Origin of the sequence: Paracoccus salipaludis (assembly GCF_002287065.1) — a bacterium.
Taxonomy (GTDB): domain Bacteria; phylum Pseudomonadota; class Alphaproteobacteria; order Rhodobacterales; family Rhodobacteraceae; genus Paracoccus; species Paracoccus salipaludis.
The window spans coordinates 136,748-152,951 of the sequence record NZ_NSJZ01000005.1; the positions used below are offsets into that span (position 1 = coordinate 136,748).

A 16,204-nucleotide genomic window follows, 5' to 3' on the forward strand; every position below is an offset into this window, starting at 1 on the left:
TCACAGCAGGTAGATCACGGGAAACAGCAGGACCCAGACGAGGTCCACCATGTGCCAGAACTGGCCCGCCGCCTCGACCGCATCCGCTTGGGCGCGGATGGCGACGATGCCCAGCAGGATCATGCCCGCCAGCACATGGGCTGCGTGGAACAGCGTCAGCAGCCAGTAGAAGGTGAAGAAGACATGGGTTTCCAGCCCGATCCCGCGCCGGGCGGCATCGGCATATTCGACGCCTTTCAGAACAAGGAAGACCCCGCCCAGCAGGATCGCCGCCGCGAGCCACCGCCGTGCAAGCGCCCGCTGCTCCGCCTCGGCGGCACGCACCGCCAGTGCCGCGACCAGCCCCGAGGTCACGAGCACCATCGTGTTCACCCCCGCCGACAGCCGGTGCAGCTGGTCCTGCGCCGCGGCGAAGCCCGCCGGATCGCCCAGCCGCAAGACCAGGAAGATCAGCAGCGCCGCGCCGAAGACAGCCAGTTCGCTGACGATCAGCACCCACATGATCAGCTCGCCCGGCAGACCGGTGCGGGGATGGACGGCCTCGGTCATGCGCCGACGAGCTGGCGGTAGATCTGCGGCAGCGCCTCGGTCAGCCTGTCGGGGTGCGGGATCAGCGCGTGCCCGCCCTGACCGAAGATGCGCGGGAACCAGGACTTGCCGTCGCGGTCCACGGTGATGCCGAAGACGGAATGGCCCGCGCGGCGCGCCTCGCGCACGGCCATGGCGCTGTCCTCGATGCCGTGGCGGCCCTCGTAATGGTCGAGGTCGTTCGGCTTGCCGTCGGTGATGACCAGAAGCAGCCGCCGCCTGCGCCCCTGCGCCGCCAGCGTGGCGCCGGCATGGCGGATGCCCGCGCCAAGGCGGGTGTAGAAGGCGGGCCGCAGCGCCGCGATGCGGGATTCCACTGCCGCCGACATGGGCTCGTCGAAGCGCTTGCAGGTCGTCACGAACACCCGGTCGCGTTTCAGCGAGCAGAAGGCCTGCACCCCCACCTGGTCGCCCGTCGCATCCAGCCCCCAGGTCAGGGCCGCCAGCGCCTCGCGCTCGATGTCGATCACGGCGCGCCCCGTCACGGCGCTTTCGGTGGAGCGCGAGATGTCCAGCAGGATGGACACGGCAAGGTCGCGGTTCTGCGGGCGCGACTGCTTCCAGACGCGGTCCGAGCCCTCGCCCGCGACCTTCAGCCCCACGCGGGACCGGACGGTCGCGTCCAGGTCCAGTTCGTCCCCGTCGCGGTGGCCCGTGGTGATGACGCGGCCCGGGCGCATCGCCTCGAACTGCCGGCGCACGGCGCGGATGCGGCGGCGCGCGGCCTCGTCGAAGGGATGCGAGGCCGCGGGATCGGCCGCGGGATAGCTGTCCAGCACGCGGGCATGGGCAGGCAGGTAGCGGCCTGCCTTCGCGTCCCATTCGGGATAGGTGAAGACGCCCGACAGCGCCTCGCGGTCCACGTCCTCGGGCGACAGGTCCAGGTGGACCTTCAGCCGCGTGGCGGGAGCCTTGCTGACCTGGCCGAGGCTCAGCTCCTCCTGGTCGTCCAGCGCCTTGCGGGCGGAATCCTCGTCATCGTCGTCCACCCGGCGGTTGAGGTTCAGGAACTCGGCCCAGCTGAGGATCGCCTCGAACTTGTTGATGATCAGGCTGTCCCTGCGCTCGGCCGCGTCGGCCTTCTTGCGGCGGGCGCGCAGGGTGCGTTCCTGGTGCTCGCCGGTTTCCAGCGCCTCGCCCTCGGCCTCGCGCGTCTCGACCCGGTCGGGAGAGGACGCCGCGCCCGCTTCCGTGACCACCCAAAGGGGCACGGGGCGCATCGGCTGATAGCGCCGGGGCGCTGCAAGGTCCGACAGGTCGCCGTCCAGCACCGCCAGCATCTCGGCCGCGCGAGGGGGCAAGGGAGTCTCATCGCCCAGCAGATGCCGCGCGACGGCCTCGACCGCCGCCTCCTCGGGTGGCAGGGCGGGACGCGGGCGGGCAGCCAGCACCAGCCCGCGCAATTCGTCGTAAAGCCCCGTCAGCCCCGGCGCGCTGTCAGCCACCCGCGGCACACTCGCCCGCGCAGCGGCCAGCCGCGCCAGGTCGCGGCGCAGGGGATCGTCGCCCACCTCGCGGGGGGCCACCAGATGCGCGGCAAAGGCGGCAAGCCACAGGTAAAGCGCCCCGTTCGCCTCGGGCGTGGGCAGGATCGCCAGCGTCGCGGGCAGGCGCAGGATGCCGCCGTCGAACTCGGCCGCAGGCAGCGCCTCGGCCTCGGTCCCCAGTCGCCGCCGCCAGCTCAGCCGGTGGCGGCTGACGCGGTCGGCGGCGGCCCGCATCTCGACGGAGTGGTCCCCGCCCAGACCCCGGAACAGCACCGCCAGACGCCCCGCGACCTCGGACAGGTCCACCCGTGCATCCTCGTGCACGGGCAGCGTATCAAAGCCGCTGGCAAGCCCGTGCCACAGCTTGCCGATGCTTTCCTCGGGCTCCCACGGCTCGATCTCGCGCCAGTCCACACGCGCGGCCATGACTGCACCTTTCTTCTTTGCACAAATATCCCGGGGGTCCGGGGGCTGGCCCCCGGCCCTCAGGTCTCAGCCCAGCACCGCCACGACCAGGTCGGCCAGGCCGCGCTTGATGTCGGCGTCGTCCGTCAGCGGCTCGATCATGGCGACCGAGATCGCCCGGTTCAGGTCCATGCCGCCCGCCACCAGCGTCGCCGCATAGACGACAAGCCGGGTGGACACGCCCTCTTCCAGGTCCTGCCCCTTCAGCGCCCGCAGCTTGCCCGCCAGCCGCACCAGCAGGGCGGCGCGGCGTTCGTCCAGCCCGCTTTCCTGCACGACGATTGCTGTTTCCTGCGCGGCGGGCGGGAAGTCGAACTCCATCGCCACGAAGCGCTGGCGGGTCGAGGGCTTCAGCGTCTTGAGGATGTTCTGGTAGCCGGGGTTGTAGGAGGCGACCAGCATGAAGCCTGGCGCGGCCTCCAGCTCCTCGCCCGTGCGGTCGATGGGCAGGATGCGGCGGTCGTCGGTCAGCGGATGCAGCACCACCGTCACGTCCTTGCGCGCCTCGACCACCTCGTCGAGATAGCAGATCGCGCCCTCGCGCACGGCACGGGTCAGCGGCCCGTCCACCCAGACCGTCTCGCCGCCCTTCAGCAGGTAGCGACCGATCAGGTCGGATGCCGACAGGTCGTCATGGCAGGCGACCGTGTAAAGCGGCCGGCCCAGCCGCGCGGCCATGTGCGACACGAAGCGGGTCTTGCCACAGCCGGTCGGGCCCTTCAGCAGCACCGGCAGGTCGTTCCTGGCCGCCGCCTCGAAGACCGCGACCTCGTCGCGCTGGGGCAGGTAGAAGGGGGCGTCTGCCCCCTCCGGTTTCGCATGAGCGTTCATGGACATCACTCCGCCGGGTGCCGGTGGGCCAGCTGGTCGCGGTGGACCTGCGCGGGTCCGGGCTCGACGACCTCGCGCCGCACGACGACGATCGAGTAGATGAACAGCAGCGCCCCCAGCACCACGGCGATGCCCGACCCGAAGCGCATCCAGTAGAAGATGCCCAGCTGGTCCTGCACGTCCATGTAGGCCTCGCCGTTCACCCGCTGCAGGTGCGTCTGCACCGTGCCCGCGAAGGTCAGCGTGAAGGTCATGAACAGCATTCCGCCCGACATCAGCCAGAACGAGGCCATGTTCAGCACCTGGTTATAGGGGTCGCGGTTACGCAGGATGGGCGCAGCATAGGTGATGATCGCCAGCACCAGGCAGACATAGGCGCCGTAGAAGGCCAGATGCCCGTGCGCCGCCGTGATCTGCGTGCCGTGGGTGTAATAGTTCACCCCGTGCAGCGTGTGCAGGAAGCCCCAGACGCCCGCGCCGAAGAAGGCCAGGACCGAGCAGCCGAGCGACCACAGCAGGGCGGCCTTGTTCGGATGGTCGCGCCGGCCCTTCCAGACCATGATGAAGGCGAAGGACATCATCGCGAAGAAGGGCACGATCTCGAAGGACGAGAAGATGGACCCCACCCACTGCCAGTAGGCCGGCAGGCCGATCCAGTAGTAATGGTGCCCGGTCCCCAGGATGCCCGAGAAGAGCGCGGTGGCCACGATGACGTAAAGCCACTTCTCGACGACCTCGCGGTCCACGCCCGTCAGCTTCAGCATCAGGAAGGCCAGGATCGAGGCCATGATCAGTTCCCACACGCCTTCCACCCACAGGTGGATCACGTACCACCAGTACTGCTTGTCCAGCACGATGTTGTGGGGGTTGTAGAAGGCGAACAGGAACAACAGCGCCAGTCCCCAGAGACCCAGCAGCAGCACGTTCGAGATGGCGGTCTTGCGGCCCTTCAGCACCGTCATGGTGACGTTGTACAGAAACAGCAGCGCGGCCACGACGATGCCCACCTTGACCCAGGTCGGCTGTTCCAGGAACTCGCGCCCCTGCGTGCCCAGGAAATAGTTCCCGGCGAACCAGTTGAAGATGTAGGTCAGCACCGCGCCCAGTGTGCCCACGACCATGATGACCAGTTGCAGCCAGGCGATGGCGGGCGAATGGATCTCGCGCTCGGCTTCTTCGGGAAGCAGGAAATAGGCCGCGCCGAAGAAGCCCAGCAGCAGCCACACGACCAGCGCGTTGGTGTGCAGCATCCGGATGATGTTGAAGGGCAGGATCTCGGCCAGGAAGTTCGGCTGGACATAGACATAGCCCATGGTCAGGCCGAAGATGACCTGCAGCGCGAACAGCGCCATGGCCACGCCGAAATAGGCGAAGGCGATCTTCTGTGTTGCGTATCTCATGATTGTCCCTCTCGCCTCAGCCCGCGTCGTTCGGCGGCCATTGCTGGGTGTTCACCGACCCCACGAACAGCAGGAAGTCGGAAAGCGCGCGATACTCCTCGTCCGTGAGGTTGAACTGCGGCATCTGCCGCCGCCCCTCGATCCCCGTCGGCATGGCGTCCATCCAGGCCTTCAGCGTTTCCATCGCGGCGTCGGGGTCGTCCTGCACCCCCCAGCGGCGCATGACATTGCCCAGCTCGGGCGCGAAATAGGCGCCCTCGCCCAGCAGCGTGTGGCAGTTGATGCAGGCCTTGTTCTCCCACACCAGCTTGCCCGCGGCGACGCTTTCGGTCAGGGCGGCTTTGTCCGTCGAGACGTTGACGGCATAAAGGTGGCTGTGGACGGACATCGCGCCGAAGATCGCGATGAAGAACAATGACCCGCCATAGAAGACGTTGCGGGCCATGCTCTTGGTCATGACGTCGCTCATGGCGGCGGTCCCTTCGAGCAGTTAACACAGGTCTACGGATAGCGGCAGCGTGGGACGAGGCCTTGCCCAAAGTCAACGGACCGTGACCTGGCCGTGATTTTCCCGCGCCGTCAGAGCGGCAGCAGCGCCTCGAGCCGCGCCTGAGGAAAGGCGCGCAGCGCGGCGTCGAGGGCGGGACGCTCCATCAGCACGGCGGCGGTGGACAGCGCATCCGCCACGGCGGCGCTGTCCGCGCTGACCGAAACCAGCGCCCAGCGCGGCCCCTGCCCGCGCGGCCCGAGGATATGCGCGCGGTCCCCCGCCGGACCGATCCGCGTTCCGAAGGGGGCCGAGGTCGCCAGCGCCCGGCCCCGCAGCGTGAGCTCGCGCAGCCGCTCGCCGGCGGGCGTCTCGATTCGCGCCTGCCAGCCCGAGGTGCCCAGCGCCCGGACCTCGCCCGCGTCGATCAGCACCTCGGCCAGCCGGTGACGCGCGGCCACCTCGGCCAGCCGGTCGGCGGCGAACCCTTGCGCGATCCCGTTCAGCGTCAGCGCCATGCCCGGCCGCGCCAGCCGGATCTCGGCCGGGCCGGCGCGCAGCCCTTCCCAGCCGACCAGCGCAAGCGCGGGCGCTTCGTCCTGCCCCAGCCGGCGCGCCTGCCACAGCGGCTGCACGGTCGGGTCGAAGGCGCCGCCCGTCGCGGCATGGACGCGCCCGGCCAGGTCCAGAAGCGCCAGCATGTCGTCCGAGGGATGGGCCAGCCGCCCCAGGGCATTCAGCCGCATCAGCTCGGACCCGCCGAACAGCGAGAACTGCCGCTCGACCGACCGCAGGGCGCGTTCGGCCTCGGCGAAGAAGGCGCGGGCGGCGGCGGGGGTGCCGCCCTCGACCGTCAGCGCGACATCGGCGCCCAGCGCCACGCCCTGCCAGTGGTGGCGGGTGGGCGCAGCGGCGGCGGGCAAGACCAGCGCGCAGGCCGAAAGGGCAAGGAAACGGCGGCGGGGCAGGATCATGAGGCGTCCCCCTTGACCGGGCGCGGCGAGGTCCAGACGGGCCACAGCGCCAGAAGGTAAAGCACGAAGGCCAGGATCCACAGCGCCCCCGCGCCCAGCGTGCCCGCCGCGTGGAACGAGCCGGGCCAGGCCGAGGCCGCCCAGCGCAGCAGGGTGGCCAGCGGGATCAGCCCGTAGGCCAGCGCCACGGTCGCGGGGGCGCGCAGGGGGCGGCCCGAATGGCCGATGCTGGCGCGGCTCATCACCGCCAGCGTCATGCCGCCGATGGCGCCGACGCCCAGAATGTGCAGCGCCCCGATCTCGGACCCGAGGCCCAGCAGCGCGAGGCCCCAGGCCAGCAGCCCCAGCGCCAGCATGGCATAGCCCGCGTGCAGCGCCCAGACGATCGGCTCGCCCAGCGTGGACAGCCCGCGCCAGCCCGCCAGCCGCAGCCCCGCCGCGATCCCGGCGGCGGTGGCGACGGCGCCGGTCGGCAGGTCGGGCGCGCCCGCAAGCGCCAGAAGGGCCGTCAGGATCGGCAGGGCGACGCCCGCGATCTCAAGCGGCTTGCGCGACACCGGGACCGGGGACGCGGGATTCCCGCGCAGCAGCGCGTTGCGGGTGAAGGCCGGGGTGACGCGCCCGCCCAGCACCGCGATCATGGCCGAAACCGTCAGCAGCCCGCCGCGCATCCCCTGCGCCTCGGTCGCGCTCCAGCCGATCCAGTCGAGGTGGACCAGGAGGTTCGAGGTCCAGAACAGCGTCAGCAGCGCGATGAACATCAGGTTCTGGGGCTTGGGCCTGATCATCAGCATCGCCACCATCCGCGCGCCCAGAACCGGCACGAAGGCCAGGTCCAGCAGCGCCACCACCCCGGCGGGCAGCGCGCCCGAGAACCAGACCGCGACACGCCCCGCCAGCCACAGCCCCGCGACCAGCGCCACGAAGCGGTCCGTGGGCGCGGGCGCGCCGGTCCAGTTCGGCACCGCGGTCAGGAAGAAGCCGCCCAGCGCGGCGCTGGCGAAGCCGAAGACCATCTCGTGCGCGTGCCAGGCGATGGGGCCGGGGGCGAAGGGCAGCTCGGCCGCGCCCGCCGTCCACAGCAGCCAGACGGCGATGGCGGCCACCGCGTAAAGCCCTGCGGCCATGAAGAAGACGCGCCAGCCGTCGCGGAAAAGGATGGGCAAGGACGGGGTTGGGGTTGGGGTGGAGGAAGCGGTCATGGTCATGACGTCACCTGCTGGGACCGGAAGGCCGGCGGTTGTTCGGAGCCCGGCGCCGCTGCGCCGGCATGGGCGCCCGCGGGCACCTGGGTGGGTTCGATGGGCGGCGGCACGGGGCCGGTCGCGGGCGCGGTGGGGACGGGCGGCGCCTTGAAGCCGCCCGCGCCCCGCGCCCGGCGCTTGAGGACGGGACAGGTGTTCTCGTCGTCCATGATCGTCTGGCAGCGCAGGCACATGACGCATTCGTTGGGGTTGATGCGCCCCAGCGGGTCGATCGCGCCCACCGGGCATTTCGTTTCGCACAGCCGGCACTCGCGCCCGCACTGGGGGCGGCGCTTGAGCCAGTCGAAGATCTTCAGCTTGGCCGGGATCGCCAGTCCCGCTCCCAGGGGGCAGACATAGCGGCAGAAGAAGCGCTCGATGAAGAGCCCCGCCCCCAGCAGGGCCAGCGCGTAAAGGACGAAGGGCCAGGGCCGCAGGAAATACATCGAGATCGCGGTCTTGAAGGGCTCGGCTTCGGCAAGGACCAGCGACCTTTCCATCGAATAGAAGGACAGCGCCACGATCGCCACGAACAGCGTGTACTTGATAACCCACAGCCGCTCGTGCAGCGCCTGCGGCACGGCGATCTGGCGCAGGCCCAGCCTTTGCGCCGCGGCGTTGGTCAGTTCCTGCAGCGCGCCGAAGGGACACAGCCAGCCGCAGAAGACGCCCCGGCCCCAGAACAGCATCCCCAGGGCAACCGCCGACCACAGCACGAAGATCAGCGGCGCCACCAGGAAGGTTTCCCAGTGGAAGCCTGACAGGAGCGCGTGCAGGAAGGCCACAACCTGCACGATGGACAGTTGCGCGTTCAGGCCCCAGCCCAGCACGACCAGCGTGACGAACAGATAGGCCAGCCGCACGCGCCGCCACAGGCCCGCGCGGCGCACCAGCCATTCCTGCCCGAAGAGGATCAGCCCCAGCAGGCCCAGCATCGCGCCCACCACGGCGACCTGGGGCTTCTTGGCCTGCCAGAACTGCTGCCACAGCGGGATCTCGGGCACGGGCGGGGCCAGGCGGAAGGCCTCGGGGACGCTGACCTGCGCAGACAGCGGCAGGGCAAGGGTGCCCCCGTCCCCGGCGGCCGGGCGGGTCGCGGTGACGGTTACGGTGAAGGGCTGCGTCAGGTCGATGCCGCCGCGTTCCGGGTCGGCGTTGATGCGGAACACGCTGCGTTCCGTGAAGGACGGCGCGCCCTCGGCGGCGATGCGGTTGACTTGGGCATAGCCCTCGGCGGCGGGGGTCAGGGTGACCTCGCCCTGGGTCACGGCGATCCGCTCGAATGTCCCGGCGCGCTTCCATCCGGTGCCGCGATGGCCCGTAGCCCCGCGCGAGAAGACCGCCAGCAGCGCCTCGCCCGAGGCGCGCGCGCCCGCGACCGCATTGAAGGGCTGCTGGCCCAGCAGGCTGCGGCCCGCGGTGGGGGTGTCGATGATGCCGGCCCAGAATTCCAGGAACGGCTCGTCCGAGGGGGTGGGCACCTGCCGCGCCCCGGCGAAGGCCCGGGCGGCGTCGGCCATGCTGGCGCGGGCATGGGACAGCGCCCCCATGGCCTCCAGCGCCGCCCAGTCGGCGGGCTGATAGGCCACGCGGTCGATCACGCCGCCCTCGCCCTGCGCGGCGCCCAGGATGCGCGCGGTCCGCAGGACGCCGTCCCGGATCACCCCGGTCGAGACGGTGGCGCGGGAAATCACGTCGGGAAGGCCCTCGGCGTCCTCGCCGGGGCGGGTCGTGTCATAGCCGCGGAAGCCGTCCACATAGGCGGCGATGTCGGCGTCCGAGATGCCCAGCGTCAGCACGGGTTCCGCATGGCGCATCAGCCGCGCCCCCGCCACGCGCCCGTCCGGCGCGACGGCCACAAGCACGTCCAGCGGGCGCCCCGAATAGCCGGTCGAGTTCGCCAGTTCCCAAGTCGAGCCGATCAGGCCCAAGGGCTGGCCCTCGGCCTCGACCCGCCAGCCGGGAACCGGGGCCTCCTGCCGCGCCACGCCGGGCTGGCGGTCCGGCGGCAGTTGGAACAGCGCGGCGGCAAGGGCCGCGTCGGGGGACGCGGGCGCGCTCGCCTCGGCGGACGCGGAGAGCCCCGTGCCCCCCTCCCGCGCCAGGGCCGGAACGGCCCCCCAGCCCAGAGCCGCCAGCGACAGCATGGCGGCGGCGCGGGCAAGGCGGCGAAGGGGTGCGGACAGCTTCATGGACATCCCCCCGATGGACCCAGCGAGTTCGCGGCGGCGGTCAGGCGCTGCAACCGCGAGCAGAGCGTCACAGTCGCCGGAAACTTCACAGCGTGCCTTAACCGAAGTCAAAGACTTGTGATCGAGGGACGCTAACCTCATCCTCGCCTCACCAGCAGAATGGAGAATCTTCATGAAGTTTCCAGCGCATACAGCCAGGACATCGCTTCTGGCGTCTGCGGCTCTGGCCATGGTGTTCGGCGCGGGCATCGCGGCGGCCCAGACCGCCGCGCCTGCCCCCGCCGCGCCGGCCGAAGCAACGGCACCCGCAAACGACAGCGCCGCACCCGCCGCCGCGGCCACGACCGAGGCCGCCCCGGCCGATGCGCAGGACCCCACCGACGCGACCGCCGGGACCGAAGCCGCCCGCGACACCGCGGGGACGGAAGCCGCGGCCGACATCAACGAAGTCGAAGGGCCCAAGGCCGGACCCGACACCCCGGTCGAGGAACTGCCGCGCTCGGAAGGCGCGCAGCTGCCCAGCGAAGAACAGAAGACGCTGAAGTCCGACGTCCAGGACCACACCTCGAAGCCGCAGGACCAGTATGAGCCGGCCCTGACGACCCTGTCGCAGGAATCGATCCCCGCCCCCGGCGCCCCCGAGGGCATCCCGGCGCTGACCCAGGCCCAGTTCGACGAGGCCAACACCATCTACTTCGAGCGCTGCGCGGGCTGCCACGGCGTGCTGCGCAAGGGCGCGACCGGCAAGCCGCTGACGCCCGACCTGACGCGCGAGCTGGGCTTCGACTACCTGCACAGCTTCATCGAATACGGCTCTCCGGCCGGGATGCCGAACTGGGGCACCTCGGGCCAGCTGACGCCGGAACAGGTGACGCTGATGGCGAACTACCTGCTGCTGGACCCCGCCGCGCCGCCCGAATGGGGCATGCCGGAAATGCGCAACTCGTGGAAGGTCATCGTTCCGCCGGAACAGCGCCCGACCGAGAAGCAGAACGACTGGGACCTGGAGAACCTGTTCTCGGTCACGCTGCGCGACGCCGGCCAGATCGCCCTGATCGACGGCGGCACCTACGAGGTCCGCAAGGTGCTGGACACGGGCTATGCCGTCCACATCAGCCGGATGTCGGCTTCGGGCCGCTACCTGTTCGTGATCGGCCGCGACGCCAAGGTGGACATGATCGACCTGTGGATGGAGGACCCCTCGATCGTCGCCACGATCAAGGTCGGCGCCGAGGCCCGTTCGGTCGAGACCTCGAAGATGGAGGGCTGGGAAGACAAGTACGCCATCGCCGGGTCCTACTGGCCGCCCCAGTATGTCATCATGGACGGCGCCACGCTCGAGCCGCTGAAGATCGTCTCGACCCGCGGCAACATCTATGACGAGCAGACCTACCACCCGGAACCCCGCGTGGCGGCGATCCTGTCCTCGCACTACCGGCCCGAGTTCCTGGTCAACATCAAGGAAACCGGCAAGATCCAGCTGGTGGACTACACCGACCTGAAGAACCTCAAGGTCACGGAGATCGAGGCCGAGCGCTTCCTGCATGACGGCGGCCTCGATTCGACCAAGCGCTACTTCATCACGGCGGCGAACGCGCGCGGCAAGCTGGTGGTCATCGACACCAAGGAAGGCAAGCTGGCGGCGATCACGGAAACGGGCGGCGAGACCCCGCACCCGGGCCGGGGCGCGAACTTCACCCACCCGGTCTTCGGGCCGGTCTGGGCGACCTCGCACCTGGGCGACGAGTCGGTGGCCCTGATCGGCACCGATCCCGAAGGCCACCCGGACAACGCCTGGAAGATCGTGGACAGCTTCCCGGCGCTGGGCGGCGGCTCGCTGTTCGTCAAGACGCACCCGAACTCGAAATACCTGTATGTTGACGCCACGCTGAACCCCGACGCGGCGGTGTCCGGTTCGGTCGCGGTCTTCGACACCACGCAGATGAAGGGCGACGGCTCGGACCCCGAGGTCATCACCCTCAACATCGCGGAAATGGCCGAGATCACCGAAGGCCAGCCGCGCGTGGTGCAGGGCGAGTTCAACAAGGACGGGACCGAGATCTGGTTCTCGGTCTGGAACGGCAAGGACCAGCAGTCGGCCATCGTCGTGATCGACGACAAGACGCTGGAACTGAAGCACGTCATCAAGGACGAGCGGCTGGTCACGCCGACCGGCAAGTTCAACGTCTACAACACCCAGAACGACATCTACTGATCGTTCGATCCGGAAGGGGCGCGCGGGCCAGCCGCGCGCCCCACCCATCCCCAGCAGAAAGCCGCAAGGGAACAGGCACATGGCGGGCAAGGTCTATCTTATCGGCGCAGGACCGGGCGACCCCGAACTGCTGACGGTCCGCGCGATGCGCCTGCTGCAATCGGCCGAGATCGTGGTCCACGACCGGCTGGTCAGCCCCGAGATCATGGCGCTGATCCCCCCCGCCGCCCGCCGCATTTCCGTCGGCAAGTCCGCGGGCTTCCATTCCGTCCCCCAGGACCAGATCAACGGGCTTCTGGTGGCCCTCGCGCGCGAGGGCCACACCGTCCTGCGCCTGAAGGGGGGCGATCCCCTGATCTTCGGCCGCGGCTCGGAAGAAGCCGAGGAACTGGCCGCGGCGGGCATCTCCTATTCCTATGTCCCCGGCATCACCGCCGCGCAGGGCGCGGCCTCCTCGACCGGCGTGCCGCTGACCCACCGGGGCCTTGCGACCGGAGTGCGCTACGTCACCGGCCACCGGGCGCGCGACGAGGTGCTGGACCTCGACTGGTCGAGCCTCGCGGACCCCGACACCACGCTGGTCGTCTACATGGGCGCCGCCAACATGGCCGAGATCGCCGCCCGGCTGATCGCCGCGGGGATGCCCGTGGACCTGCCGGTGCTGGCCGTCGCCCATGCCACCACCCCGCGCGAGGCGCGGATGCTGTCGGACCTGACCCATATCGGCGCCGACCTGGCCCGCGCGCCGATGGAGGCGCCGGTCCTGTTCATGATCGGCCGCGTCGCGGGCCTTCATGAAACCGCCGCCCTGCCCCTGCCGCGCGATTTGCGCGCCGCGCACCTGCGGGTCGTCGGGCATGGCTGAGACGGGCCTGATCGCCGCGGCCGTTCTGGCGGCTGCGGCCTCGGTTTCGCTGGCGGCCGACATCTCGCCCCAGCGGCAGGCCGAACTGGAGCACATGGTGATCCAGGACTGCGGATCGTGCCACGGGCTGACGATGAAGGGAGGCCTGGGCAAGCCCATCACCCCCGAGGCGCTGGCGGGCTACGATCCCGAGGGTCTTGCCGCGATCATCCTCGACGGCGTGCCCGGCACGGCGATGCCCCCCTGGCGCCCGCTGATCGCCGAGGCCGAGGCCCTGTGGATCGCCGAATACCTGAAGACGGAGAAGACCCCATGATCCGTGCCTGCCTTTCCGCGCTGGCCCTTGTCCTGCCCCTCGCCGCCCATGCGCAAGGTGGCGTCGGGTCCGCCCTGCCCGGCACCGCCGCCGAGGCGCGCGGCACCGGCGACCTGGGGGTGGTGATCGAGCGGGCGACGGGATCGGTCCTGGTCGTGGACCAGTCCGACCGCGCGGCGCTGTGCCGGGTCGAGGGACTGGGGGACCTTTCCCATGCCTCGCTGACCTTTTCCCCCGACGAGCGCTTCGCCTATGTCTTCGGCCGCGACGGCGGGCTGTCCAAGGTGGACATCCTGACCTGCACCCTGGAAAACCGCGTCGTGCAGGCGGGCAACGCCATCGGCGGGGCGATCTCGGACGACGGGAAACTGGTCGCGGTGTCGAACTATGAACCCGGCGGGGTCAAGGTCTTCGACGCGGACACGCTGGAACAGGTCGCGGACATCCCCATGGGGTCCAAGACCGTGGGGCTGGCGGATGCGCCGGGGTCCCGTTTCGTCGTCGCCACCTGGGACACGGGCGAGGTCTGGGTGCTGGACCATTCGGCCGATCCCGCCGATCCGCAGGTCACGCAGGTGAAGGGCGTGGGGGCGAACCCCTATGACGCGCTGATGACGTCGGACGGACGGACCTACATCGTCGGGCTTTTCGGCGAAAAGGGCCTGACCACCATCGACCTGTGGGCCGACCCGCCCCGGCCCCGCCGCATCCTGCCCGATTACGGCAAGAACCAGCCCGACCTGCCGGTCTACAAGATGCCGCATCTTCAGGGCTGGACGCTGGCGGGCTCGACCTATGCCCTGCCCGCCGTGGGGCTGCACCAGGTGCTCTGGGCGGACGCCGCCAGCGGCGCGGAAACCGGCCGCACGGATGTCGCGGGCCAGCCCGTCTTCGTCACCGCCCGCCCCGACGGGCGCGAGCTGTGGGTGAACTTCGCCACCCCCGACAACGGCACCGTGCAGGTGATCGACGGCATGACCCGCGAGGTGAAGCAGACGCTGCAACCCGGCAAGGGCATCCTGCACATGGAATTCACCCCGCGCGGGCGCGAGGTCTGGCTGTCGGCCCGCGACGACGACAAGGTCGTGATCCTCGACACCCGCACCTACGAGAAGCTGGGCGAGATCGAGGCCCGGGCGCCTTCGGGCATCTTCTTCACCACCCGCGCGCACAGGACCGGCCTATGACCGAGCTTTCGCCCGACTGTCTCGATACCCGCCTGCTGGACGAGTTCCAGCGCGACCTGCCGCTGGTCCCCCGCCCCTTCGCCGCGATGGCCGAGGTCCTGGGAACCACCGAGGCGGATGTGCTGGAACGGCTGGAACGCCTGCAGGACTGCGGCCGGATCAGCCGCGTCGGCGCGACCTGCCGTCCGAACACGGCGGGCGCCTCGACGCTGGCCGCGCTGGCGATCCCCGCGGCGCGGATCGAGGAGGTCGCCGCCATCGTCGGCGCCGAGCCGGGGGTGAACCATTCCTACCTGCGCGAGGACCGCTGGAACCTGTGGTTCGTCGCCACCGCGCCGTCCGAGGACGAGCTTGCCGCCTGTCTGGCCCGCATCGAGGCGGCCTCTGCCCTGCCCGTCCTGTCGCTGCCGCTGGTCCGCCCCTTCAACATCGACCTCGGCTTCCGCCTGCGCGGGCCGCGCGAGCCCCTGGGACTGGACCGCGCGCCCGACATGGAGGCGCTGCGCGAGGACGACCGTCCGCTGATGCAGGCGCTGTCCGAGGGGCTGGACCTCGTGCCCGCCCCCTTCGCCGCCCTGGCGGACCGGCTGGGTCATGACGAAACCGAGGTCATCGCCCGCATCCGGGCGCTGGCGCGGGCCCGCATCCTGACCCGCGTGGGCGTCATCGTGCGCCACCGGGCGCTCGGCTGGGCGGCCAATGCGATGGTGGTCTGGCAACTGCCCGAACCCGGCATCGAGGCGGCGGGCCGGGCGCTTTCGCAGGTGCCGGGCGTGACGCTGTGCTACCAGCGCCGTCTGGTGCCGGGCGTCTGGGACTGGCCGCTCTTCTGCATGATCCACGCCCGCTCGCGCGAGGAGGCGCTGGAAGTGCTGGACCGCGCCTGCGCCCTGCCGGACCTGGCCGGGGTTCCCCACAAGATCCTGTTCTCGACCCGCTGCTTCAAGCAGCGCGGCGCATTGATCGAGGCCGCATGACCCGCCCTTCCCGCACCGTCCTGCCGCCCGAGGCACTGGACCCCACCGACCGCGCCATCCTGAACGCGCTGCAGGACGGCTTCCCCCTGACCCCCTGCCCCTATGACGATGCGGCCGCCGCGCTGGGCATCACGGGCGAGGACCTGATCGCCCGCCTGTCGCGTCTGCGCGATCTCGGCGCGATCACCCGCTTCGGGCCCTTCTTCGACGCGGCCGCCATGGGCGGGGCCTTCTGCCTCTGCGCCATGGCCGTGCCGGCCCGTCGGTTCGACGAGGTCCTGACCAAGGTCAATGCGCACCCGGAGGTCGCGCATAATTATGAGCGCACGCACGCGCTGAACATGTGGTTCGTGCTGGCGACCGATTCGCCCGAAGGGATCGAGCGGACGGCGCAGGCGATCGAGGGCGAGACGGGGCTGAAGGTGATGCTGTTTCCCAAGCTGGAAGAATATTTCATCGGCTTCCGGGTGCAGGCATGACCGCCACCCTGGACCCCATCGACCGTGGCATCATCAAGGCCACGCAGGCCGGGCTGCCGCTGGTGGCCGAACCTTACGCCGCCGTGGCCGAGGCCGTCGGGCTGACCGAGGCCGAGGTGATCGACCGCATGAGCGCCATGCAGGCGCGCGGCATCATCCGCCGCATCGCGGTCGCCCCGAACCATTATGCGCTGGGCATGACCGCCAACGGGATGAGCGTCTGGGACGTGGCCGACGACCGCATCTCGGACCTGGGCGCGCGGATCGGGGCCTTGCCCTACGTGACCCATTGCTACCAGCGCCCGCGCGCCCTGCCCGACTGGCCCTACAACCTGTTTGCCATGCTGCATGGGGAAAGCCAGGAAGAGGTCGAGGCGAAGCGCGCCGAGGTCGCCTCGATCCTGGGCGCGGCCTGCCGGGGCCACGACATCCTGTATTCGACCCGCATCCTGAAGAAGACCGGGTTGCGGCTGCGCGATGAATAAAAGGGGGCGCCG

General features: G+C 70.3%; 15 protein-coding genes. 7 read left to right on the forward strand and 8 right to left on the reverse strand.

Annotated features, from left to right (window positions below; translation table 11 throughout):
* The 8 genes from CK240_RS08355 to CK240_RS08390 all read right to left on the reverse strand — a co-directional run bounded on the left by CK240_RS08355 (position 1) and on the right by CK240_RS08390 (position 9,668).
* Positions 1 to 549, reverse strand: a complete 549-nt coding sequence (locus CK240_RS08355; protein ID WP_095639887.1) for a cytochrome c oxidase subunit 3 — start codon at positions 547 to 549, stop codon at positions 1 to 3.
* On the reverse strand, positions 546 to 2,501 hold the full coding sequence (locus tag CK240_RS08360) for a nitric oxide reductase activation protein NorD (protein WP_095639888.1): 1,956 nt from the start codon (positions 2,499 to 2,501) through the stop codon (positions 546 to 548). The genes CK240_RS08355 and CK240_RS08360 overlap by 4 nt, the downstream gene beginning before the upstream one ends.
* Before the next feature lie 66 nt (positions 2,502 to 2,567).
* A complete protein-coding gene (locus tag CK240_RS08365; RefSeq protein WP_240517341.1) occupies positions 2,568 to 3,371 on the reverse strand; it encodes a CbbQ/NirQ/NorQ/GpvN family protein in 804 nt (267 codons plus the stop codon).
* A 5-nt stretch (positions 3,372 to 3,376) separates the two neighbouring features.
* A complete protein-coding gene (locus CK240_RS08370; RefSeq protein WP_095639890.1) occupies positions 3,377 to 4,771 on the reverse strand; it encodes a cbb3-type cytochrome c oxidase subunit I in 1,395 nt (464 codons plus the stop codon).
* 16 nt (positions 4,772 to 4,787) lie between these two features.
* A complete protein-coding gene (locus CK240_RS08375; protein WP_095639891.1) occupies positions 4,788 to 5,240 on the reverse strand; it encodes a c-type cytochrome in 453 nt (150 codons plus the stop codon).
* A gap of 110 nt (positions 5,241 to 5,350) precedes the next feature.
* On the reverse strand, positions 5,351 to 6,232 hold the full coding sequence (locus tag CK240_RS08380; protein WP_240517342.1) for an FAD:protein FMN transferase: 882 nt from the start codon (positions 6,230 to 6,232) through the stop codon (positions 5,351 to 5,353).
* Positions 6,229 to 7,398, reverse strand: coding sequence for an NnrS family protein (locus CK240_RS08385; protein ID WP_240517343.1), 1,170 nt, complete (start codon positions 7,396 to 7,398; stop codon positions 6,229 to 6,231). Before CK240_RS08385 ends, CK240_RS08380 begins: the two co-directional genes overlap by 4 nt.
* A 38-nt stretch (positions 7,399 to 7,436) precedes the next feature.
* Positions 7,437 to 9,668, reverse strand: a complete 2,232-nt coding sequence (locus CK240_RS08390; RefSeq protein ID WP_240517344.1) for a NosR/NirI family protein — start codon at positions 9,666 to 9,668, stop codon at positions 7,437 to 7,439.
* 172 nt (positions 9,669 to 9,840) lie between these two features.
* Here CK240_RS08390 and CK240_RS08395 point away from each other — a divergent pair, with 172 nt between their 5' ends.
* From CK240_RS08395 to ahbB (CK240_RS08425), 7 genes are all read left to right on the forward strand, one after another.
* Positions 9,841 to 11,883 carry a nitrite reductase gene (locus tag CK240_RS08395; RefSeq protein WP_276304306.1) on the forward strand — a complete coding sequence of 681 codons (2,043 nt, stop codon included), beginning with the start codon at positions 9,841 to 9,843 and terminating at the stop codon, positions 11,881 to 11,883.
* 79 nt (positions 11,884 to 11,962) lie between these two features.
* The gene (gene cobA, locus CK240_RS08400) at positions 11,963 to 12,748 is read left to right on the forward strand and encodes a uroporphyrinogen-III C-methyltransferase (RefSeq protein WP_095639892.1); all 786 of its coding nucleotides are present in this window, start codon (positions 11,963 to 11,965) and stop codon (positions 12,746 to 12,748) included.
* On the forward strand, positions 12,741 to 13,064 hold the full coding sequence (locus tag CK240_RS08405) for a c-type cytochrome (protein WP_095639893.1): 324 nt from the start codon (positions 12,741 to 12,743) through the stop codon (positions 13,062 to 13,064). Before cobA ends, CK240_RS08405 begins: the two co-directional genes overlap by 8 nt.
* Positions 13,061 to 14,251, forward strand: coding sequence for a cytochrome D1 domain-containing protein (locus CK240_RS08410; protein ID WP_095639894.1), 1,191 nt, complete (start codon positions 13,061 to 13,063; stop codon positions 14,249 to 14,251). The genes CK240_RS08405 and CK240_RS08410 overlap by 4 nt, the downstream gene beginning before the upstream one ends.
* A complete protein-coding gene (gene ahbB, locus CK240_RS08415) occupies positions 14,248 to 15,228 on the forward strand; it encodes a siroheme decarboxylase subunit beta (RefSeq protein WP_095639895.1) in 981 nt (326 codons plus the stop codon). Before CK240_RS08410 ends, ahbB (CK240_RS08415) begins: the two co-directional genes overlap by 4 nt.
* Positions 15,225 to 15,707: an Lrp/AsnC family transcriptional regulator gene (locus tag CK240_RS08420; protein WP_095639896.1), complete on the forward strand. Its 483-nt coding sequence runs from the start codon at positions 15,225 to 15,227 to the stop codon at positions 15,705 to 15,707. Before ahbB (CK240_RS08415) ends, CK240_RS08420 begins: the two co-directional genes overlap by 4 nt.
* Complete coding sequence (gene ahbB / locus CK240_RS08425; RefSeq protein ID WP_095639897.1) at positions 15,704 to 16,192, forward strand: siroheme decarboxylase subunit beta; 489 nt, start codon at positions 15,704 to 15,706, stop codon at positions 16,190 to 16,192. Before CK240_RS08420 ends, ahbB (CK240_RS08425) begins: the two co-directional genes overlap by 4 nt.
* Positions 16,193 to 16,204: the final 12 nt, after the last annotated feature.